The 20,336-nt window shown below is 71.5% G+C and carries 16 protein-coding genes; 6 read left to right on the forward strand and 10 right to left on the reverse strand.

What is annotated here, in order from left to right:
- Positions 1–35 precede the first annotated feature (35 nt).
- The gene (locus IE265_RS27515) at positions 36–1,385 is read left to right on the forward strand and encodes a PP2C family protein-serine/threonine phosphatase (protein ID WP_190038465.1); all 1,350 of its coding nucleotides are present in this window, start codon (positions 36–38) and stop codon (positions 1,383–1,385) included.
- An 86-nt stretch (positions 1,386–1,471) separates the two neighbouring features.
- On the opposite strand, the gene IE265_RS27520 is transcribed toward IE265_RS27515, so the two are convergent.
- Entirely contained in the window at positions 1,472–1,768 is a 297-nt protein-coding gene (locus tag IE265_RS27520) for a hypothetical protein (RefSeq protein ID WP_190038391.1), read from the reverse strand.
- Between the two features lie 222 nt (positions 1,769–1,990).
- On the opposite strand from IE265_RS27520, the gene IE265_RS27525 reads away from it, so the two are divergent.
- The gene (locus IE265_RS27525; RefSeq protein WP_229916603.1) at positions 1,991–2,635 is read left to right on the forward strand and encodes a YwqG family protein; all 645 of its coding nucleotides are present in this window, start codon (positions 1,991–1,993) and stop codon (positions 2,633–2,635) included.
- A 155-nt stretch (positions 2,636–2,790) separates the two neighbouring features.
- Here the strand turns inward: IE265_RS27525 and IE265_RS27530 are convergent, their stop codons facing one another.
- The 7 genes from IE265_RS27530 to IE265_RS27560 form a co-directional block, all read right to left on the reverse strand.
- Positions 2,791–3,933 (reverse strand): Fic family protein, encoded by a 1,143-nt coding sequence (locus IE265_RS27530; RefSeq protein WP_190038392.1) that lies wholly within the window; start codon positions 3,931–3,933, stop codon positions 2,791–2,793.
- 187 nt (positions 3,934–4,120) lie between these two features.
- Positions 4,121–6,859 carry a helix-turn-helix transcriptional regulator gene (locus tag IE265_RS27535; protein WP_190038393.1) on the reverse strand — a complete coding sequence of 913 codons (2,739 nt, stop codon included), beginning with the start codon at positions 6,857–6,859 and terminating at the stop codon, positions 4,121–4,123.
- 224 nt (positions 6,860–7,083) lie between these two features.
- Positions 7,084–9,852 (reverse strand): helix-turn-helix transcriptional regulator, encoded by a 2,769-nt coding sequence (locus IE265_RS27540; protein ID WP_190038394.1) that lies wholly within the window; start codon positions 9,850–9,852, stop codon positions 7,084–7,086.
- Positions 9,853–10,097: 245 nt separating this feature from the next.
- A complete protein-coding gene (locus IE265_RS27545) occupies positions 10,098–10,544 on the reverse strand; it encodes a MarR family winged helix-turn-helix transcriptional regulator (RefSeq protein ID WP_190038395.1) in 447 nt (148 codons plus the stop codon).
- Positions 10,541–10,699 (reverse strand): hypothetical protein, encoded by a 159-nt coding sequence (locus IE265_RS27550; RefSeq protein WP_190038476.1) that lies wholly within the window; start codon positions 10,697–10,699, stop codon positions 10,541–10,543. The genes IE265_RS27545 and IE265_RS27550 overlap by 4 nt, the downstream gene beginning before the upstream one ends.
- A 371-nt stretch (positions 10,700–11,070) precedes the next feature.
- The gene (locus IE265_RS27555; RefSeq protein WP_190038396.1) at positions 11,071–12,099 is read right to left on the reverse strand and encodes a S66 family peptidase; all 1,029 of its coding nucleotides are present in this window, start codon (positions 12,097–12,099) and stop codon (positions 11,071–11,073) included.
- A gap of 97 nt (positions 12,100–12,196) precedes the next feature.
- Positions 12,197–12,961 (reverse strand): methyltransferase, encoded by a 765-nt coding sequence (locus tag IE265_RS27560; protein ID WP_190038397.1) that lies wholly within the window; start codon positions 12,959–12,961, stop codon positions 12,197–12,199.
- A gap of 601 nt (positions 12,962–13,562) precedes the next feature.
- Here IE265_RS27560 and IE265_RS27565 point away from each other — a divergent pair.
- Positions 13,563–14,405 carry an alpha/beta fold hydrolase gene (locus IE265_RS27565; RefSeq protein WP_190038398.1) on the forward strand — a complete coding sequence of 281 codons (843 nt, stop codon included), beginning with the start codon at positions 13,563–13,565 and terminating at the stop codon, positions 14,403–14,405.
- Between the two features lie 120 nt (positions 14,406–14,525).
- Here IE265_RS27565 and IE265_RS27570 read toward each other — a convergent pair whose 3' ends face one another.
- Positions 14,526–14,774, reverse strand: coding sequence for a hypothetical protein (locus IE265_RS27570; protein WP_190038399.1), 249 nt, complete (start codon positions 14,772–14,774; stop codon positions 14,526–14,528).
- A gap of 441 nt (positions 14,775–15,215) precedes the next feature.
- On the opposite strand from IE265_RS27570, the gene IE265_RS27575 reads away from it, so the two are divergent.
- The 3 genes from IE265_RS27575 (at position 15,216) to IE265_RS27585 (ending at position 19,285) form a co-directional block, all read left to right on the forward strand.
- Positions 15,216–16,463 carry a PP2C family protein-serine/threonine phosphatase gene (locus tag IE265_RS27575; protein WP_190038400.1) on the forward strand — a complete coding sequence of 416 codons (1,248 nt, stop codon included), beginning with the start codon at positions 15,216–15,218 and terminating at the stop codon, positions 16,461–16,463.
- 258 nt (positions 16,464–16,721) lie between these two features.
- Positions 16,722–18,485 carry a pyridoxal phosphate-dependent aminotransferase gene (locus IE265_RS27580; protein ID WP_190038401.1) on the forward strand — a complete coding sequence of 588 codons (1,764 nt, stop codon included), beginning with the start codon at positions 16,722–16,724 and terminating at the stop codon, positions 18,483–18,485.
- Positions 18,482–19,285: a phosphatidate cytidylyltransferase gene (locus IE265_RS27585; RefSeq protein WP_190038402.1), complete on the forward strand. Its 804-nt coding sequence runs from the start codon at positions 18,482–18,484 to the stop codon at positions 19,283–19,285. Before IE265_RS27580 ends, IE265_RS27585 begins: the two co-directional genes overlap by 4 nt.
- Before the next feature lie 469 nt (positions 19,286–19,754).
- Here IE265_RS27585 and IE265_RS27590 read toward each other — a convergent pair whose 3' ends face one another.
- Entirely contained in the window at positions 19,755–20,213 is a 459-nt protein-coding gene (locus tag IE265_RS27590; protein WP_190038403.1) for a hypothetical protein, read from the reverse strand.
- Positions 20,214–20,336 lie beyond the last annotated feature (123 nt).

Raw genomic sequence — 20,336 nt, forward strand, 5'->3', positions numbered from 1 at the left:
TCCGAAGAACGAGGAGGAGTCGGCAGGTGGCAGGCATGAAGGACCCGGGCGTCGTCCGGGGAGACGGCCCACCCGCAGCGCTGTCCGACCCCGCACGGGTACGCGCGGTGGAGGCGACCGGTCTGCTGGACACCGGGCCCGAGGACATCTTCGACGATCTCGCCGCGCTGGCCTCCCGGATCACCGGATCCGGGAGGGCGTTCATCACGCTGGTCGACGCTGAGCGTTCGTTCTGGAAGTCGTGCGTGGGGGTGGACCTTGTCGCACTCGCCGACCGGCAGGCACCGATCGGGCAGAGCTTCTGTTCCTTCCTGGTCGCAGCCGGCGGGGAGCCGTTCGTCGTCGAGGACGCCACCACTGATCCGCGGACCGCCGGTCATCCCGCCGTCGGACCGATGAGCATCGGCGCGTGGGCGGGCCATCCGCTCCTCGACCCGCACGGGCAGGTGCTCGGCGGCTTCTGCGTGATCGACGACGCCCCTCGCACTTGGTCACCGGCCGACCTGACGACGCTGGCGACCCTGGCCCGCTCGGTGTCCGCGGAGATACACCTGCGACAGATGCTCACCGTCTCGCAGGAGGCACACCAGCAGTCGGCGGACCTCGCCCACACCCTGCAGGCCGGACTGCTTCCCGCCGCACTGCGCACGATCCCGGGCATGGAGGCGGCCGCCTCCTACCAGCCGGCCTCCAACGGCCAACGCACCGACATCGAGGTCGGCGGTGACTTCTACGACCTGTTCCGCACTCACGGCGCCAACTACGCCGCGGTCCTGGGCGACGTATGCGGCAAGGGCGTCCAGGCAGCCCAGGTCAGTTCCATGGCCCGCTACACCGTCCGCGCCGACGCCGCCGACACCGGATCCCCCGCCGACCTGCTCACCCGCCTCAACACCGCCATGCTCGCCCAGAGAGCACCCCGCTTCCTCACCTCCGTCTACACCGCCTTCCACCTCACTCCCACCGGAGCGGCCGGGGCCATCGCCCTGGCCGGGCACCCCCCGGCGCTGGTACGCCGCGCCGGGGGACACGTGGAACGGCTCGGCACGCCAGGAACCCTGCTGGGCGTCATGCCCAGACTGAACCTCACCGACGTGCCCTTCGAGCTCGGCCCCGGAGACCTCCTCCTGCTCTACACCGACGGCGCCACCGAGGCCCGACCCCGCCCCGGAACCACACCGGGAGCCGCCAGAGCGGTCTTCGGGGAAGCCGATCTGGCCCAGGCGCTCGCCGCCAGCCACGGCATGGACGCCACCGCCACCATCACCCACCTCACCAACACCCTGGAAGCCCACCACCACGGCTGGACCAGCGACGACACCGCCCTACTCGCCCTGCGGGTCGCCCCGCCCAGCGCACCGGACCCACGAACGCGCACGCCCTGACATCAGCACAGTCGCCTCGACGTCTTCGCAGGTGATTCGGCCGGCTCCACCGTGCAGATCCCGCCCACTTGTGCCACGTGCCTCCTTTACCGGAACCGATCCGAGGGCGTGCGTCGGCCGGCACGAAAATTGGCCAGGGCGGTGTTGAAGTCGAGCGCCGAGCCGGAGAACAGAACCGACCGGTCGGCCGCCACAAGGATCGTTCCGCCGCCCCGCGCTCGGTGAACCACGGCCACCGCGTCGTCCTCGGGGAGCAGCACGTGACCGGTGTCGGCGTCCGGGGCGATGCGGCTGTACAGCATCTCGCCGAACTCGATGAGGCGCCGCTGCTGCGGGGTGGGTGTCGAGGAGCCGGGGGCCTTGGCCGCGCGTTCCTCCCTCATCCCGCCGCCCCGTCCCTGTCGTTGATGGCAGTGAATTCCGCGATGGGGCCCGAGGCGCGCATTCCGGAAGCCTATCGCTGACCACCTGTGGCCTCCTTCTCTGCGGCCTGCCGTCCCGGCCGGGCACCGGGCTGCCCGGCCGGCAGCACCACCTCATTCGCGATGTCCCGCGCGAGGCGCACTCTTCCTCGGCCTGTCGCAGGCGGCCAGTAGCCTCGCGCCATGCAGACGACTTTGATGATCCACGACGGCCCCGCACCGGCTGATTCCGACATCCTGCGCACCGGGGGCGTGCCGCTGGCTCCCGCCGGATTCGTCTGGCCCGTGTGCGGCTGTGGGGGACCGCTTCAGTTCTTCGCCCATCTCCCCGTCGAGGACGGCGTCCTGTCGGTGTTCCTGTGCCAGAACGACCCCGGCGCGTGCGAGTTCTGGGATGCGACCTCGAGTGCGAACAGGGTCCATCTGTTTCCCCGGGAGGAACTGCGGCCGGTGGTCGTGCCCGAGGCGGGATTGACGCTGCTGCCCACCGCCTCGGCCATCCGCACCCAGTTGGTGACGTTCGACCCCGAGGAGGCCGACGACGAAGAGGGTGAGCCCGACGCCTACGACGTCGCCCGCTCGGGATGGAAGCGGGAACCCGAAGAGCAGTTCGGGAAGCAGCGCGAAGTGCTCGGGTCGCTCGGAGGCAGTCCCTCCTACCTTGAGGACGACCGTCTGCCCGCGTGTCCCTCCTGCACCGGCACCATGGAGTTCGCGGCACACCTGGAGGAGGGGATGACCCGGGAGACCGCGATGAACCTCGGCGGTCAACTGGGCTACGTCTTCGTCTGCCGCTCTTGTCGCGAGGGAGCCTTCCTCACGGACTGAGAGCCACCTGCGAGGGTCACCGACCATCCCCGCCGGGCAGCGCATGGAACACGGCCCGAACCTGTCGAGCGTCTGCCGGGCGCTCGCCGAGCACGAGAAACGAGCGGCGCACCCGGAGGCCGCGCTTCTTCAGACGCCGGATCCGCCAACACTGATCAGGGCTGGTAGGGCTCGCGGTAGAGATCGGTGTGGACCTCCGTGTGGACTTCGCGGCGCATCTCGCTCAAGGCCGTGCCGCCGATGTAGCGCTGTGTGCGGGCGTGTCCGACCGGGGTGATGAGGTCCAGGCGGCGCAGGGTTCGCAGGTCGGCGAGCGCCTGGTCACGGGTGAGGGATTCCTCGGCCTGGTAGGTGGTGCGGCGCAGATGGCCCTGGGCTGCCGCGTAGAGGGCAGAGATCGTGCGGTCGCCGAGGTGGTGCTGTTCGGCGAGTTGTTCCAGGCGGAACCAGAGCCGGGATGCGGCTTCGAAGCGACGCTGGACTTCCTGGGCTTGGAGGTGATGGGCGGTGAGACAGAACCTGATCCAGGAAGCGGCATCCCGCTTCGGTTGCCAGGAGCCGGCCTGGACGGTGCGCAGGGCGGCGTAGTACTCGCGGGTGTTGAAGTCGTCCGTGCCCAGCCATTCCTCGATGCTGGAGAACTCGGGAGCCAGGACCCCCTCGCGGGCCAGGACGAGCGTATGGACGGCGCGGGACATGCGTCCGTTCCCGTCGAGCCAGGGGTGGATGGAGACGAGGTTGAGGTGGGTCATGGAGGCCCGGACCAGAGCCGGAGTGTCCAGGTCCCCTTCGGTCAGCCAGGACAGGAGTTCGTCCATCAGTGCGGGGGCGTGTTCGGCGTCGGGGGCGGTGTATACGGGTGGGCGGTTCGGCCCCCCGGAGACCCGGACGCCGCTGGTGCGGTATTCGCCGGGACGGACCGCTTCATCGCCGGTCCTGACCATCATGAAGTGCAGGGCCGAGAGCAGAGTGTGGTCCCAGGAGAAGATCCGGAAGCCTGCCGCGCGCTGGACGTAGGTGAGGGCGTCGCGGTAGCCGGTCACCGCGCCCCGGGTGGCCTCGTCCGTGTCAGGTGAGATATCTCCGCCGGCCATCAGGGTCTCGGCGTCCTCCGCGCTGATCGTGTAGCCCTCGATGTGCGTCGAGCCGCGGACCGCGGCGGCGGTCAGCGAACGCCGCAACTGCCCCTCCCAGCGGCGCGGCTGGGCCAGTCGGCGGCGGAACTCGGAGCGGAACGCTTCGATCTCGTCGATGACCCGGCGATCATCCGATGTCAGCGGAGGTGTAGCGAACAACATCCCCCGACGCTACGACACGCATAGGGTCGGAGCCTGGCCCGTTCGCGGCCGAACCGCAGCCCTTTGACGTGGCCGACCAGCCCGGCTTGCTCGGCGTCGCCGGCCGTCAGTGACAGCACCGGCGCGGACAGATCCCCGAACCCACCTGACGCCTGCACGCAGAACGCGGCGACCGCACTGCGCCCGATCACAACTGCTTGCGGGAGGTGGCGCCGAGTTTGCCGAAGACGTTCCGCAGGTGCCATTCGACGGTGCGCGGGCTGAGGAAGAGCCGCGCGCCGATGTCGGGGTTGGTGAGCCCTTCACGTACCAGCCTGACGATTTGGAGTTCCTTCGGGGTCAGCTCGTTCCTGGCGCTGCCGGGATCCTCCGTGACCGTTTCTCCCAGAGCCGTCAGTCCACGGGCGGCCCGGTGGGCGAAGCCCCGCATGTCCATCGACGTGAACAGGGCGTGCGCGGAGCGCAGTTGGTCCCGGGCGTCCTGGCGGCGGCCGCTGCGGCCCAGCCACTCGCCGTAGACGAGGTGGGCGCGGGCCGACTCCCCGCGCAGGCGGGTACGGCCGAGCGCTTCCACCGCGTGCCGGTAGTGCCGTTCGGCCTGCGCGTCGTCGCTGAGCAGCGCGCGTGAGCGGGCTTCGATGCCCGATGCCCAGTCCGTACCGCTCGCGCGGGTCAACTCGGCGAGGCGGCCGAATGCGTCGGCGGCCCGTTCGGGGGATCCCATCAGGGCGGTGGCCTCCACGTACTCGACGAGAGCCCACACCGGGATGCCCATCTCCAACCGGCTGCCGTAGTCGCGGGTGGCCATGTCGGCGGCCTCCGCCGCCTCCCGGTGCTGCCCGAGACTGTTGTGGAGCAGGGCCCGGGCCCACCGGCTGACCACGGGTCCCACGCCCTCGCCGCGCAGTTCGGCGCCTTCGTCGGCCCGTGAGCTCAGTTCGACGCACTCCTCCTCCCGGCCCCGCCACGCGGCGACGAACAGGGCGCCGTAGATCGGGGCGGCCGTACCGACCGCCTCGGCGACGGTCTGCACCTCCTCGGCCAGTGAGTCGGCCTCGGCGAGTTCACCGTCGAGGACGTGCACCACGCACCGCATCGTCAGCGCGAAGGGCAGCGCTGTCGCCTGTCCGGCGTCGCGGGCGAGCTTGAGATGACGGGCGGCGAGCAGGGACAGCGTCTCGTGGTCCCACAGCCCCACGGCGGTCACGCAGATGAGCCACAGCCGGCGCAGGCCCTCCTGCGGGGAGAGGCCGGGATCCGCGAAGGCCTCCAGGGCCCGCCGCAGGCCGGGCACGGCGGCGGTGTGCCCGTCGAGGATGCGCACCGCGAGGCCGTCGAGCAGCAGGTCCGTGGGGCGGGGCGGATGCGGGGCCGGCAGGAGGCGGGCCGCCTTCGCCGCCTGGCGCTGACCGTCGTCACGGGCCTGGGGACCGGCGAAGATCGCCGCGTCGACGACCTCCAGATAGGTGTCCCGGGCGAGCGCCGGATGGTGCGCCGCGAGCCTGCCGCCGGCCCGCAGCAGCAGACCGGGAGCCTCGCTGCCCCGGTCCGAGGTGAAGGCGATCCGTGCGCGGGCCAACTCCACCTGGCCGAGCCGAAGGTCGTCGAGGTCCTCCCCGGCGACGAGGGAAAGCAGCCGCAGGGCGAGGTCGGGATCTCCGGCCTCGTGGGCGGCATCGGCGGCGGCCAGTGCACGGTCCTGACGGCGGGCGGGGTCAGCGGTCAACTCCACCGCCCGCGCCAGGAGCGCCGCCTTCGCCGCGACACCGCCGCGCGCCTCGGCCCGCCCCGCCGAGCGCTCGAGTTCGGCCGCGACGGACTCGTCGGGGCCGGCCGCGCCGTACGCGGCATGCCAGGCCCGGCGGTCGGGGTCGGTGGCGGGGTCGGTGACGTCCGCCAGCAGGCGGTGCGTCCTGCGCCGCTCCTCCACCGAGGCCGCCCAGTAGACGGCCGAGCGGACCATCGGATGGAAGAACGTGACCCGGTCGCCGATCCTGACCAGACCGGCCGCCTCGGCCTCCTGCGCGGCCTCACCGCCGAGGCCGAGGCGGTCCGTGGCACGCCGCAGGAGCGCCGGGTCACCGGTGGGTTCCACCGCGGCGGCGAGCAGGAACTCCCGGGCCCGGCGCGGCAGTCCACCGACCCTGCGCGCGTACGCCCGCTCGATGCGCTCCTCGAGGGGCTGGGTGCTCGGCAGACGGAAGCCGCCCGTCAGGTCGACGGACGCGGCCATCCGGGGCAGTTCCAGCAGCGCGAGCGGGTTGCCTCGCGACGCGGCGACGAACCGTTCGATCACCCGCTCGTCCCACAGGCCCGGCAGCACCGAGCGCAGCAGGGTCCGCGCGTCCCGCTCGGACAGTCCCTCGACGCGCAGCTCCGGGAGGCCGGCGGGTTCGGTGTCGCCCGGCGGGTCCTCCTCCGGACTGCGGACCGCGAAGACGACAGCCACCGACTCGACGTGCAGGCGGCGCGCCGCGAAGGCCAGGGCCTGCATCGACGCGCGGTCCATCCACTGCGCGTCGTCCACGACACACAGCAAGGGCCGGTCGCGGGCGACCTCGGACAGGAGCCCGAGGACGCCGAGGGCGACCAGGAAGCCGTTGGGGGCGTGCGCCGACGTCAGCCCCAGGGCTCCGCCGACGGCGTCGTGCTGACCGGGCGGGAGCCGGTCGAGCCGGTCCGCCATCGGCGCGCACAGTTGGTGCAGCCCTGCGTACGGGAGCTCCATCTCCGACTGGACACTGGCGACGTGGGCCGTACGGAACCCGTGCGCCTGGGCCCTCACGTACTCCAGCAGCCTGGTCTTGCCCACTCCCGGTTCACCGCGCAGCACCAGCACTCGGCTCTCACCGCCGCGCACGGCGTCCAGCAGTCCGTCCAGCACCTCGCACTCGTGGCTTCGCCCCAGAACCGGTTCCCGAGTCATGAGCGGCCCGGACCCTCCCTTCGGTCTTTGCGGCGCCGGCGTCGTACCTGCCGGGCGGCCCGCTGTCCGCGCCACCCGCTCTGCCCGGGGGCGCCCTCGTCCACGTACGTCACCGGTCGGTGGCGTCGTGTCCACAGTGCGGCTGCGGCCGCCTGTCCGGCGCCCGGGGAAACCCGGGTCCGCCCCCGGGTCCCCCCCCAGGGGCGTCGTCGGTGGTGCGAGCGTCAGATGTCGGACAGCGCGGCGCGGAGCTTGTTGCGCGACTTGACGTCGAGCTTGGTGAACACCTTGCTCAGGTGCCACTCGACGGTGCGAGGGCTGATGAACAGCGCGGCACCGATCTCGGAGTTCGTCATGCCGTCGACGGCCAGCCGGGCCACCTGCTCCTCCTGGGCCGTGAGGGCCTCGCGCACGCCACCGGCGTCGACGGGAAGGGGCCGCAGGGTCTCGCCGGTTGCCAGCAGTTCGCGCCGGGCACGCTCGGCGAAGGCGGCCGCGCCGAACCCCTGGAGCATCCCGTGGGCGGTGCGCAGGTGCTCGCGCGCCTCGACGCGCCGGTTCTCCCGGCGAAGCCACTCGCCGTACAACAGGTGCGTGCGGGCGAGTTGGACCGCTATCCGGCTGCGACCCAGGCGCTCGACGGCCTCCCGGTACAGCCGGTCGGCGGATGGGCCGTCGCACAGCAGCGCCCGCGACCGGGCCAGCACGCCGAGCGCCCAGTCCGTACCGCTCGCATCGGCCCGTTCCTCCAGCCGGCGCAGCGCCGCCGAAGCCGCCTCGGGGACACCGCTGCGGGCCGCCGACTCCACGGCCTCGGCAAGAGCGAACCCGACGACCGACGTGTCCTCGTACTCCATGGCCTGCTCACCGTGCGTCAGAGCGTCCTGGTAGCGGCCGAGACCGTTGTACAGGACCGCGAGCAAGTAGTGCCCGAGACCGATGGCCCGCCCCTCGCCCCACGAACTCGCCTCACCGATACCACTGCGGATCACCGACTCCGCCCGGGCATCACCGCTCCAGGCCATGAGCAGCATCGCCGGATACGACATCGGCGAGTGGCCGGTCACCTCCACGATCGAATCGGCCTCACCGATGAGCATCGCCGCCAGGCCGAACTCACCGGCGTGCACGCACATGGCGGCCCGGTAACCGAGGGCCAGAGGAAGGAAGTTGAGGGCTCCACTCTCGCGGGCCGAACGCACTGCCCGCGTGGTCAGCTCGTGCCACGCCTCGTCGTCCCACATGTCGCCGGCGGCCAGCCACGTCAGCCACAGCCAGCGCATGGCATCCTCGCCGCCGTCCTCGGCGGCCCCCTTGAAAGCCTCCAGCGCGGCTCTCAACAGCGGGGCCCCTTCGACGGTGCCGTCGGCGAACCAGGCCACCAGAGCGTCGAGAAGAAGGTCCGAGGGCCGTGGAGGCCACGTTGCGGGCGGTGCCGTACGGGCGGCTTCGGCGACGTCCCGCACATCGGCATGGTCCGGCAGCCGCCCGGCGAAGACCGCCGATCCGATGGCGTCGAGATAGGCCTCACGGGCCTGTGCCGCATCGACTCCCGCCAGCCGGCCGGCCGCGTCGAGCAGCAGAGGAAGCGCCTCCCCGCCGCGCCTGCGCGCGAAGACGATCTGGGCACGGAGCCAGCTCTGCCGAGCATGCTGCGCCTCGTCCAGCCGGCCCAGCTGCGCGGCGGCGAGAAGTTCGAGCGCCGCGTCCGGGGAGCCCGAGGCGAACGTGGCCTGCGCGGCGGCCGCGGCCCGTGTCGCGCGCCGCCCGGAATCGGGCGTCAGCTCGGTCGCGCGTCGCAGGAACGCGGCCGCCGCCGCGACCCCGCCGCGGGCCTGGGCCCGGCCCGCGGACCGCTCCAACTCCTCTGCCAGCGCCTCGTCCGGATCGACCGCCGCGTGCGCGCGGTGCCAGGCCTGACGGTCGGAGTCGAAGACGGAGTCGGTCGCCTCCGCCAGCGCACGGTGCACATCCCGGCGCACCGTCGGGTCGGCCCCGCGGTAGGCCGCCGAGCGCACCAGCGGATGGCGGAACCGCACTCGCGCACCGAAGTCGATCAGACCCGTCGCCTCGACCGCCGCCGCGGCGTCCGGAGCGATGTCGAGCCGCTCGGCCACCCGCCGCAGCAACGGCGCGTCGCCCACCGGCTCCGCGGCCGCCGCCAGCAGAAGCCGCTGAGCCGCCGCCGGAAGCAGCTCGATGCGCCGCAGATAGCTCTCCTCGATCTGGCTCGCGAGAGGCCGCGCGTCCGGACGCCCGAATCCGCCGGCCAGGTCCGCCGCGCTCAGCCCCCGCGTCAGCTCCAGCAGGGCCAGCGGATTGCCCCGGGTCTCGGACACGATGCGGTCCCGGACATGCTCGTCCAGCCGCCCCGGCACCACCGACTCGAGCAGGATCCGCGCATCGTCGTCGTGCAACCCGCGGACCACGATCTCGCCCAGTCCGCCGAACTGGTCCCCGGCTCCGACGGACGTCGTCGTACGCACCGCGAACACCAACGCCACCCGCTCCGCCAGCAGCCGGCGGGCGACGAAGGCCAACGTCTGCGCGGAGACCTGGTCGAGCCACTGGGCGTCGTCCACGACGCATACGATCGGCTGCTCCTCGGCCGCTTCCGCCAGCAGGCTGAGCACCGCCAGCCCGACGAGGAAGCGATCCGGCGCGCTCCCGGCGCTCAGACCGAACGCGACGGACAGCGCGTCACGCTGGGGCCCGGGAATGCGGTCGAGGTTGCCCATCAGGGGCACGCACAACTGGTGAAGTCCGGCGAACGCCAGCTCCATCTCCGACTCGACGCCGACAGCCCGCAGGACCTGACAGCCTCCGGAGCCCTCCACCAGAAACTCCAGCAGGGCCGACTTGCCGACACCGGCCTCACCGCGCAGTACGAGCACCTGTCCCCGGCCCGCGCGCGCGTGGGCGACCACCTGGTCCAGCGCCTCACACTCGCCACGCCGGCCGCGCAGCCTGCGCCGAGGAGCGCTGCTCGCCATCCGCCACCGCCATGCCGTTCAAGGTGCAGACCCTGATCGACTCGGGCCGCCCTCATCATGCATCAATATGCGTGGAGTGGACAAATAATTCCAGGCCAGGGGGCAGTGGCCGCTTGGTCGGCGGCGCCTCAGGGCCGCGTACGCGTGAGGGCGGGCCGGGGGCCGGACCGATGCCGCTCAGGTACCGCAGGCCGCCGCGGCACTCGACCTCCGGACGGGAGCATGACCGGCCGGACAGGGCCCGCCTATCTGCCTTCGCCGTCGCTTCGCAGGTAGCGGAGCAGGTCCCGGTCGGCGCCCTCGGCGGTGAGGGTCTCGACCGCGTGTCGGACGGCTTCGTGGATCAGCGAGGCCCCTCTGTGCAGCGCCTCCCGTGCCAGGGGAGTGAGGTGCACGTCGACACTGCGCCGGTCATGGGCCGCGGTCGACGTGGTGATCAGCGCACGGCTCTCCAGCCGGGCCACCAGCCGGCTCGTGGCCGACTGGCTGAGCCCGACCTCGGCGGCCAGGTCCTGCAGATACAGCCAGCCGTGCGCGGTGGCCGTGCCCTCCTGCAGCACCGTCAACGCCTGGAACTCGCGAAGGCTCAGCCCGAGGTCGTCATGGAGCCGCCGCGCCATCACGTTCTCGATCCGGCCGTGGAGGTGGTGCAGCGCCTTCCAGCGCGTGATCAATGCCGGGCCCTGGTTCATCGTCGTTCCTCGCTCCACTGGGCCGGCGCAGCGGCGAACCACGCGGGCACGGCCCCCCGTGCCCTGCCGCGGCGCAGCTCCTCCAGGCCCCACGCGGCGCTCCCCGCGGTGTGGAAGCCCGCGTAACCACCACCCACGACCAGGATCTCCCGCACGACGTCCTCTGTTCTCTTGGCTTCGCACTCAGGACCGGACAGCCGCCGCAGTTGTGACACCGACCCATGAGCCGCCGAGCGGTTCCTCGACGCGTGGGCGTGCGGGATCGCCGGCCCGCGAGTGCTCCAACTGCCGCCAGGGCGGAGTGCTTTCCGCGAAGGGCCGCGTGGTGCGGCCGACCGGTCGGGCACCAGGCCATGCCCGGTGCCACCTGACGCTTTCCGTGCAGACCGGAGAGCGGCAGAACACTGTCACGGTGATCACGGTCCCTCGGCGGGCCGAACGCCTCGCGAGGACCCCTGACACCCTCCGTTCGACCCGACCCGACCCGACCCGCCTCGGTCGGAGCTGGGCGGCCGCCTCCGAGGCGTCAGTCCAAGGTCTGCGTCAGTTCGCTCCGGCCCGGTGTGTGAACGATACGGCCGTACCCTCCGTTGACGATCGGCATGTAGGGCGGCACGTGACCGCACTCGATGTCGGCGATGATCGGCACGTTGAGAGAACCAAGTGCGTCGAGGACGGCCTCGTGCTGACTGAGGGAACGGTTGTCGGGTGCGCTGGTCCGGCCGACGAGAACCGCGTTCGCCTGATCGAAGAACCCGGCGAGCCTCATGCCATGGAGGTTCCGGCAGATGGTGAAAGCATTGTCGTCGGCTGCCTCCACATACACGAGGAGCCCATCCGGTGACTCGTTGCGAGCGAAGGCCGAGACGTCGAGGTAGGCCGTCCCCGCGAGGTTGCACAGAGTTTCGATGCAGCCGCCGATCAGCCGTCCCTCGGCCTCCACGTCACCGCTCCCGTCGAGCCGGGTCCAGGCGCCCACGGAGTCGAGCGTGTACTCGCGTATGCCGGGGAATGCGGCGAAGTCGTCAAAACCGATGGCCCGATGGCGACCGGGCGGGGTCTGGGTGAACTGGTGCCCCCGCGGCGCTGCGACGATGTCGAGCCACGAGCGCAGTCCTTCGGGCACGCGGTAGGGCGTGTCCATCAGGTTGTTGCCGTGGACTGTCGCCGTCCCGGTGAGCAGAGTCATCGGCGTGATCAGGGTCGACATGTCGGAGAATCCGACGAGCCAGGTGGGCTCTGCCTCCCGCAGCCTGTCCCAGTCGAGCAGCGGTAGCAGGTCGATCGCGGTCTCTCCGCCCCACGGCGGCACGATGGCCTTGATGGTGGAGTCGGTCAGCATCGACATCAGTTCGCTCGCGCGGTCAGCGGCCGAAGCGCTGACGTGCCCGGAGCCGTCCAAGCACCGGCCGATGACGACTTCGTACCCGCAGTCCTGGACGTCACGAACGGCGACATCGAGGCGCTCACGCAGTTCCTTCGCGACCCCGCTCGATGGAGAGGTGACACCGACACGGTCACCGGGACGCAGGGGGGACGGGTATCGAACAGCCATGCGCTGGATCCTGGCACAGCGCCGTACCCGGAGGACACCGAGTTCCATGCGCTCCAAACGGCCCGGACGCCGGGTCACCAGGTTCAGAAGGACCCAGTCAGGCCTCCTGACGCAGCGTCACTGCCAGGACGGCTGGATCATGGTGTGCGGACGACACGGTGAAGCCGTGCCGCCGTAGGTCGGCAGTGAGGTCCGAGCGCGTGGCGGGCCACATCCAGAACGTCTCGGTGTGCTGTCTCAGCAGCCCCTGCGTTCCACGTACCCAGTACTCGACGCGGGTACGGATGCGGGGCCCGGCCGCGGACATCACCATGCGGCCGCCGTACTCGTGCCGCCCCATCCGCTGCACCGGGAACACGCGATGGCGGTCCTCGACGGGCAGTCGGGCCGGGGGCAGTTGGAGCAGCAGCGTGCCGCCGGGGACGAGAGCGTCGCCGGCGGCCGCCCAGAGCGCTCGGCGGGCGGCGGGGGACAGGCACGCGACGGTGTTGTGGCAGACGACCAGGTCCGCGACGTCGTGCAGGGCCGCCTCGCCGAGCGTGTGCGGGTGTACCGACACGCGCGCGCGTTGCGTCGAGGGCAGAGCGGCGAGGCGGGTCATCAGTGCGGCGCGCATGGCGCGAGCGGGCTCGACGGCGTGCACGCCGACCTCGGAACGGGCCAGGCTCATCAAGGTCACCCGTCCTGTTCCGGCACCGACGTCCACCACGCCCAGACGTGCCTTCGCCACGGCGGGTCCGTAGAGGTGCCGGACACGCCTGGCGTCGTCCTGGGCCTGCAGGACGTCGTAGAACTCGGCGCTGACCGCATAGGAATCGGGCGGCGTGAGGGTGTCCGGTGGCTCGACAATGACGGAGTGCATGTCCAGCAGGACTGACGGCGCGCCGTACCTGTGACACCACCGGACGCCGGCCGACCGTTCGCCGTCCGCTCGCCGGGCGAGGGCGAGGCGAGCAGGCGGGACCGGTGAGCTTCTGCCCGGGGCCGCACGCCCGGCCCGGACGCCCAGGTCGCGGCATCGGCGCCCGGGCCCGGAGCGGGCCCAGGACGTGCCCGGCCGCACGGCACACGTCACGTTCCCCCCGCCCGCTCGGTCTCCGGACCGGGGCGCACTCGCTGCCGGTGGGCATCCGTCGGATACGCGCCGAGGCGAACCCTCGGGCAGCCCGGACGACATGAGCCCACTCCACCGCGGCAGCAGCACGACCCTTCCGCCGAGGACGCGAGCCGTGGCCGCCTCCAGAGTTTCCGCTCTCCATGGGGTGTCACCTTTCCACCCGCTCTCCAGTCATACAGGGAGAAAGCGGTGAAAGGGGCCGCCGTACCAGGCGCCCAGGACCCAGGCCGCGCCCGATGCACCTCGAAGACCCGCTCCCGTCATGGACACCCGGACCGGCGATGAAGCCCCTCACACGCCCTCACGGGGCAACGCCCCAACTGTCATACCTCGAAAGGCACTTCTGATGAACCTTCCGTCCCTCACCCGCCGTACCAGGACTTCGCTCACCGTCCTGGCCGGGGCCGGCATCGCCGCAGCCCTCACCGCCACGGCGATCGCGCCCGCGGCCGCGCACAAGGACACCGCCGCTCAGCGGCCCAAGCCGACGGTGGTGCTGGTCCACGGCGCGTTCGCCGACTCCACCAGCTGGAACGGCGTCATCGACGAGCTCCGGCACGACGGATATCCCGTCGTCGCGGTCGCCAACCCCCTGCGGTCCCTGAGCGGGGACTCCGCCTACCTCAAGGACGTTCTGGCGGGCATCGACGGCCCCGTGGTGCTCGCCGGCCACTCCTACGGCGGCTCTGTCATCAGCAACGCCGCCACCGGCAACAAGAACGTCAAGGCGCTGGTGTACCTCGCCGCCTTCCTGCCCGAGAAGGGCGAGAGCGCGGTCGACCTGTCGGGCAAGTTCCCCGGCAGCACCCTCGGCGACGCGCTGCGCCCCGTGCCGTTCACCAACCCCGACGGCTCGCAGGGCACCGACCTCTACATCCAGAACGACAAGTTCCGGCACCAGTTCGCCGCCGACGTCTCCCGTGACCGGAGCGGCCTGATGGCTGTCACCCAGCGACCGGTGACCAACGCCGCCCTGGCCGAGGGCGCGGCCGAGCCCGCCTGGAAGACGATTCCGTCCTGGGTGCTGATCGCCACACAGGACCTCAACATCCCGCCGAAGGCGCAGCAGTTCATGGCCCAGCGGGCGGGCGCGCACACCACGAAGGTCCGTGCGTCCCACGCCGTGAGCGTCTCGCAGCCCGGGAAGGTCACCGACGTCATCGAGGACGCCGCCCACTCGGTGCGATGACATCGAGGGGGTCCCGGGAGCGTACGCCCGCCCCGGGACCCCCTGCGCACACAGCGGTCGGTCGGGGCGGGCCGGGAGAAGTCAGCCCGTGCGCCGTAGGCCCGCTTGCGGGGCCGTCGATCACGGCCAGGGGACGAGGTTCGGGCGGCCGAGGGCATCGCGCGATATCTGCTGCACCTCGATGAGTTCGGTTCGGACCAGCGGCTCCTGGTGGGCCGGCCGGTCCTGCTCACCGCTCGCCCGCTCCAGGGCGACCCGTACCGCGTGGGGCCGGTCCTTCGCCTCGTGCACGACGTAGTACCTCCGCACCACATCGGCGGCGGACCTGAACGGCAGCCCGATCAGCCACGGGGTACGTGCGGGTGCCATCGGTCGGACGGAGGTCCCGGGCGCATGAGCTGTGATCATCGGCATGGTGTCTTGTCTTCTTCCCGGCTCGGCCGGCGTCGGTGACCTGGCCTGTTCCGATCTGGGGGAGGGGCTCGCGCTCCTTCGTGCTCTCCCTGACTGGACAGGACACGACCCCGCTGTGTGACAGGCCACACGAGGCGCGAGCCCGGGCCTGCCCGCCCCGACCCGCTGATGTCGTGGCCGTCTGCCCAGCTCAGGCGGGGTGGACGGACGGACCGTGACACCCGCCCGTCCCGCCTGGTTCCGTGCCGATGTCACGCTCCGCACACGCGGGCGTGCACCGTGCCCCCGGCCGTCAGGCCGCGGTGCCGTCCCATCGCCGTGTTGCCCCAGAGGGGGCCGGGCCACCTCTCGGAAAGGGCGCCGGCCACACCCGTCCGCCACACGAAAGCCCCGACAATGATCACACTTTGCGAGCCGTCGGACGACGACTCCCTTCACGAGGACAGCAGACGGAACATCACGCTGCGGGAGGAGGACCCCCTCTGCCAGGACCTCACCGTACTGCTGCTCTCACGGGACGAACGCGAAGCCTGCGACATCCGGCGGCTGTTGGCACCCCACCCGCTGTCACAGACCCTGACCTGGCATCACGGCCCCCTGGACAGCCACCAGTTGCCCACCACACCGGGCGCCCCCCTCTGCGTCCTGGTCGGCAGTGCGCCCAGCGGGCAGTCCCCGCTCGACATCGCCGCCCGGGTACGCCACCGCGCCCCCCAGGCAGCCGTCGTACTCCTCTCGGACGCCCCCGCGCACGACGCGCGGCCCGATGACTTCCCCCCACGCGTCGACCACCGTCGGACGACTCCCGACGAGTTCCGGCGGGAGATCCGGCGGGCACTGCGCCGCGCACACCGGGACATCGCCCTGGCGACCGTGCGGGCGAACGCGGTGATCGCCCAGGACCACGTCCGTCTGGAAAGAGGACTGCTGCCCGACCTCGCGCTCGACGACGAGGACTTCACCAGCGCCTCCCACTACGCGCCCAGCCGCCCCCACGCCCTTCTGGGCGGCGACTTCTGCGACATCGTCCAGAGCGAGGACCGCACCGTCCACGTCGTGATGGGAGACGTCTCCGGACACGGCGCGACCGAGGCCGCCCTCGCCGTGCATCTGCGACTGGCCTGGCGCACCGCCGCACTCTGCGGCCAGAGCGCCATGGAGAGGCTGCGGTTGCTGGAACGAGTCCTGGTCGACGAGCGGCCGCACGAGGACACCTACGCCACGGTCGTCTCCCTCAGCTTCCCGCCCCACGGACGGTCCGTACGGGTGATCAGTGCCGGCCACCCCGGCATGCTGCATCGGCACGCCGGGGGCATCCGCTGGGTCGAGCACCGGCCGGGGCTCGCGCTGGGGCTCTTTCCCGGACGGGGGGACTGGACGGAGAGCGAGCACGCCCTGGCCGATCAGGACAGCGTGGTGCTCTTCACCGACGGACTCTACGAGGGCCGGACTTCCCGTGGACGGCTGGGCGAGGAAGGGCTGATGCGCCTTGCGGCCCGACACGCCCATCTGCCGGACCGGCACTTCGTCGACGCCCTGGTACGAGGTGTTTCGGCCTCGGCCACGCGGGAGGGAGGGGCGGCGGACGACGTGGCGGTGCTGCACCTGGGGTGGAACGGTTCTCGGACAGAGCCAGCTTTGTGACGCCATCACTGCCCGTCACGACGACAGGACTCTGTTCCGCAGGAGTTGGGAGCCAGAGTGGCCGAACATCTGTGCCGGGCACGGCCGGCGCCGGTGGTTCGGCACCTGCCCATGGACTCGGCTCTGACCTGCACCGCTTCCAACTCCCTTTGCTGACCGGCTGAGTACGCGTACTCAGGTGCTGGCTGTCGGACTCCCCCATGCTGGGGCGCGAACGCCGGACCGTATCAGGCCGGGCCGTATCAGGGGGACGTACGCATGGACCACGCTCTGCAGTTGCGCACTGCCACGCCTCGGGATCACGACTGGATCCACGAACTGCGCCACCGCGTGTACGCGGAGGAGCTCGGTCAGCATCCGGTGGATCCGTCGGGAAGGCTGAGTGACGGACTCGACGGCGACAACATCTATCTCGTGGCCGCGCGCGGCGAGACGCGGATCGGCTTCGTCAGCCTTACCCCGCCGTGGGTCGGCCGCTACTCCCTCGACAAGTACCTGACGCGCGAGGAGCTGCCGGTCCTGACCGAGGAGGCGCCGTTCGAAATCCGCGTCCTGACCGTCGAGGAACACTGGCGGTCCACCGCGGCGGCGCCACTCCTCATGTACGCGGCGCTGCGCTGGGTCGCGGCGCGGGGCGGCCGCCGGGTGGTGGCGATGGGACGCACGGAACTGCTCGACATGTACCTCGCCGCCGGGCTGCGGCCGGTGGGACGCACGGTCCGCTCGGGCGCGATCTCGTTCGAGGTCCTCAGCGGCTCCGTGGCCGAGCTGACGAGGACGGTCGCGGAGCGCCACGGCCGGATCCTGGAGCGGCTGAAGACGGGCCTCGACTGGCGGCTCGACGTGCCCTTCGCGCCGCGTGCGGACGGCTGTGAGCACGGCGGGGCGTTCTTCTCGGCGATCGGCACGGACTTCCGGACCCTGCCCCGCCGTCACGAGGTGGTCGCGGCAGATGTGCTGGACGCCTGGTTCCCACCGTCCCCAGGCGTCCGCGCGGTCCTCTCGGAGGATCCCGGGTGGGCGGCCCGGACCTCGCCACCGACGGGCGCGGAGGGACTGCTCGCGGAGATCGCCGCGGTCCGCGGGATCCCGGTGGAGTCGCTGGTCGTCGGGGCGGGCTCGTCCGATCTGATCTTCCGCGCGTTCGGCCGGTGGCTGACGCCGGGGAGCCGGGTGCTCCTGCTCGATCCCGGCTACGGGGAGTACGCGCATGTCACCGAGCGGGTGATCGGCTGCCGGGTCGACCGGCTCCAGCTGCGCCGGGAGGACGGCTGGCTGCTCGACCCGGCCCGGCTCGCCACCGCGACCGGCGACGGACGGTACGACCTCGTGGTGGTGGTCAATCCGAACAACCCGACCGGCCGCCACGCCCCGGCCGACGCGCTGCGCGCGGTCATCGAAGCCTCGCCCGTGCGGACCCGGTGGTGGATCGACGAGGCGTACCTGGGGTATGTCAATCCGGCGGACTCGCTCGCCGGGCTCGCCGCGGTCGACGCCCGGGTCGTGGTCTGCACCTCGCTGTCGAAGATGTACGCGCTCTCGGGGATGCGGGCCGCGTACCTGGTGACTGGTCCGGAGACAGCCGGGGAGCTGCGGCGCTGGACGCCGCCGTGGCCCGTGAGCCTGCCGGCCCAGCTGGCTGCCGTGACGGCGCTGCGCGACCCCGCGTACTACGCGGAGCGCTGGGCCCGCACCCATGTGCTGCGCCGGGGACTGGCGTACGACCTCGAGGAATTGGACGGGTTCTCCTCGGTCGACGAGGGGGTGGCGAACTTCCTCACGGTGACCCTGCCGCCGGCCGGACCGAGCGCGGCGCGGCTGGTGCGCGAGTGCCGACGGCACGACGTGTTCCTGCGTGACCTGTCGCCGATGTCCCCGGCGTACGAGGGGCGGACCGTCCGGATCGCCGTCCGCGACACGGCGGAGAACGCGAGAATAGTGGCGGCGTGCCGGAGCGCCCTGGGCGCGCTGCGCACGCCGGCCGCACGGGTGTCGGCCGCGCCGGGACGGGCCTCCCGGTGACGACGGTCGCCGGTCTCGTACCGTACCTCGGCGGGGCGCTGGCGGTCGGAGGCGTCACCGTGGCGGCGACCCGGCGCCGTGAACTGATGGTCCGCTGGTGCGTGTGGGCGCTCGGAGTGCCCCTGGTGACCGCCGCGTTCTGGCTCGGTCCACCAGGGATCGCGGTGCTCGTGGCTGTGGTCGGTGTGGTCGCCGTGGCGGAGTTCGGCGGGCTGCTCCTGCTGAGTCCGGTGGACCGGGCAGTGCTGGGCGCGGCGATCGTCGGACTCGTCCTCACCGCCTGGTTGGCCCCCGGGGAGGTGCTCCGGGTGGCGGCAGTCGGGGCGCTTGCCATCGCCGGGGTGCCGTTGCTCTCGGGCGACGCGGAGCACGGGCTCCGCCGGCTGGGGGCGGGCCTGCTGGGGTTCGTGTGGCTGGGCGCCCTGGCCGGCCTCGTATCGTCCGGTGCTCTCGGCCTCGTCCTGTTCGTGGCCGTGTCGATCGCCGACATCGTCGCGTACGCGGCGGGTCGCCGAATCGGCGGCCCCCGGCTCTCCCGGCTGTCGCCCGCCAAGCGGTGGAGCGGCACGCTGGCTGGGGCCGCGGCCGGTCTTCTCACGCTGGCAGTGTTGTCCTCCCTGACGTGGCAGACGGCGGTGGCCGTGGCGGTCGGCGGCCCGCTCGGGGACCTGCTGGAGTCGATGATCAAGCGGGGCGCCCGCGCCAAGGACGCCGGCCGGTGGCTGCCCGGTTCCGGCGGCATCCTCGACCGGATCGACTCCCTCCTCGTCGCTCTGGCAGTGCTGTTGGTGCTGAAGTGAGCCACGGGGCGGTGATCCTGGAGGCAGCCTCCGCGCCTACCTGCATGAACAACTCCAGCTCAAGACCGTCCGCACGGGTCGGCATGCTCGCCGCACGAACGCGCTCACCGCTCAGCTCACCGACATCGCCTTGTTTCTGGGCGGACGCGCGGGAGCCAATCTGTGCGGACGCCTGGCCGTCATCACCGGCAAGGACACCCTGCTCTGCATCCTTCGTGCACTGCCCGTCCCGGCGCCGGCGTCTGTCCCTGTCTGGGGGCGCCGAGTCGCCGTGCGCCGCATCTCCTGTCACCTTGATCAACTAGCCGCCACCCCCAAATCAGCGACAGAGCCCAAGATCTGTGCCAGAACCCATCTCTCATGAACAAGCACCGGACCATCAGCCACCGGCTACTGCTTAGACCGGTAGACAAATACTGCCGACGAAAGCGAACGAAGCCACCGAGTCCGCGTGGCTCGAGCCTCCTGGTCAGCGACGTCGGAAGAGGCGAACGCGTCGCTTCGTGGTAGCTGCCGGCTGCGGGGACATGTTCAGCCCGAGGGCCGCCGCATAGCCGACGATGCTGTCCTCGGGGCCATTCCGGAAACGCTTCATCACGCGCTGCACCGGCCACACGACCGACCCGTCGGGGAGCCGGAGCCTGATGTTGATCTCGCCTTGCGGATCATCGTCCTCAGCCTCCCAGCTTCCTCCGATGGCGTACCGGACCGTCTCCCCCAAGTAGCAGCCGAGGGCGAACAGTCGGGCGCCGAGATCCTCGGTGAGAAGCCCGCCCTGCACCACGGTCCCCTCGTCGCTGTGATCGCTCATGAACTGCTCGATGTCACGCAGGCCGGCAGGGGAGAAGTCAGCCCGATAGCCGGAGCTTTCGAGAGCGCGAGCGATCCATTCCGCACTCGTGTGCACATCATCAAGCAGAGAGGTCACCAAGAGATCATCACTCAGTGCGGACGCGCTGTGCCAGGGAGGAGGACGAGAGACCCGTCTCCACAACCTTTCGACTGGTACTCCAGCCGTGGATCGTGATCTCGACGGTGAGTGGCGCCGAGG

Origin of the sequence: Streptomyces fructofermentans, from assembly GCF_014651055.1 — a bacterium.
Lineage (GTDB): Bacteria > Actinomycetota > Actinomycetes > Streptomycetales > Streptomycetaceae > Streptomyces > Streptomyces fructofermentans.

Excerpts from the sequence above, each read along its gene's own strand:
- IE265_RS27515 (WP_190038465.1), top strand. The coding sequence starts at position 36 with ATGAAGGACCCGGGCGTCGTCCGGGGAGACGGCCCACCCGCAGCGCTG.
- IE265_RS27555 (WP_190038396.1), bottom strand. The coding sequence starts at position 12,099 with ATGGCTGTTCGATACCCGTCCCCCCTGCGTCCCGGTGACCGTGTCGGT.
- IE265_RS27520 (WP_190038391.1), bottom strand. The coding sequence starts at position 1,768 with ATGAGGGAGGAACGCGCGGCCAAGGCCCCCGGCTCCTCGACACCCACC.
- IE265_RS27540 (WP_190038394.1), bottom strand. The coding sequence starts at position 9,852 with ATGGCGAGCAGCGCTCCTCGGCGCAGGCTGCGCGGCCGGCGTGGCGAG.
- IE265_RS27565 (WP_190038398.1), top strand. The coding sequence starts at position 13,563 with ATGAACCTTCCGTCCCTCACCCGCCGTACCAGGACTTCGCTCACCGTC.
- IE265_RS27535 (WP_190038393.1), bottom strand. The coding sequence starts at position 6,859 with ATGACTCGGGAACCGGTTCTGGGGCGAAGCCACGAGTGCGAGGTGCTG.
- IE265_RS27575 (WP_190038400.1), top strand. The coding sequence starts at position 15,216 with ATGATCACACTTTGCGAGCCGTCGGACGACGACTCCCTTCACGAGGAC.
- IE265_RS27570 (WP_190038399.1), bottom strand. The coding sequence starts at position 14,774 with ATGGCACCCGCACGTACCCCGTGGCTGATCGGGCTGCCGTTCAGGTCC.
- IE265_RS27530 (WP_190038392.1), bottom strand. The coding sequence starts at position 3,933 with ATGTTGTTCGCTACACCTCCGCTGACATCGGATGATCGCCGGGTCATC.
- IE265_RS27580 (WP_190038401.1), top strand. The coding sequence starts at position 16,722 with ATGGACCACGCTCTGCAGTTGCGCACTGCCACGCCTCGGGATCACGAC.
- IE265_RS27545 (WP_190038395.1), bottom strand. The coding sequence starts at position 10,544 with ATGAACCAGGGCCCGGCATTGATCACGCGCTGGAAGGCGCTGCACCAC.
- IE265_RS27525 (WP_229916603.1), top strand. The coding sequence starts at position 1,991 with ATGCAGACGACTTTGATGATCCACGACGGCCCCGCACCGGCTGATTCC.
- IE265_RS27560 (WP_190038397.1), bottom strand. The coding sequence starts at position 12,961 with ATGCACTCCGTCATTGTCGAGCCACCGGACACCCTCACGCCGCCCGAT.